A 250-nucleotide genomic window follows, 5' to 3' on the forward strand; every position below is an offset into this window, starting at 1 on the left:
CTTGAGCCTGAGCTGATGTTCCGATTGGCGCAAAAAAATAGCATCGCCATTCCTTATCAAGATATTGACGATGTACGCAAAGCTTACAATTTTACCAATCTGCAAACCTTTTTAGATATTTATTATGCTGGTGCCAATGTCCTGATTACCAAAGACGATTTTTATGATTTAACGTGGGCATATATTCTCAAATGTGTAGAAGATAATGTTATTCATACTGAGATATTTTTTGACCCGCAAACGCATACAG

1 pseudogene is annotated in these 250 nt (G+C 36.4%); it reads left to right on the forward strand.

Features of this window, described 5'->3' with window-relative positions:
* Positions 1 to 250 (forward strand): annotated as a pseudogene (locus tag AAEY83_RS17320) (adenosine deaminase); the annotation flags it as partial.

The organism is Psychrobacter sp. TB20-MNA-CIBAN-0197 (genome assembly GCF_040309765.1).
Taxonomy (GTDB): Bacteria; Pseudomonadota; Gammaproteobacteria; order Pseudomonadales; family Moraxellaceae; genus Psychrobacter; species Psychrobacter submarinus.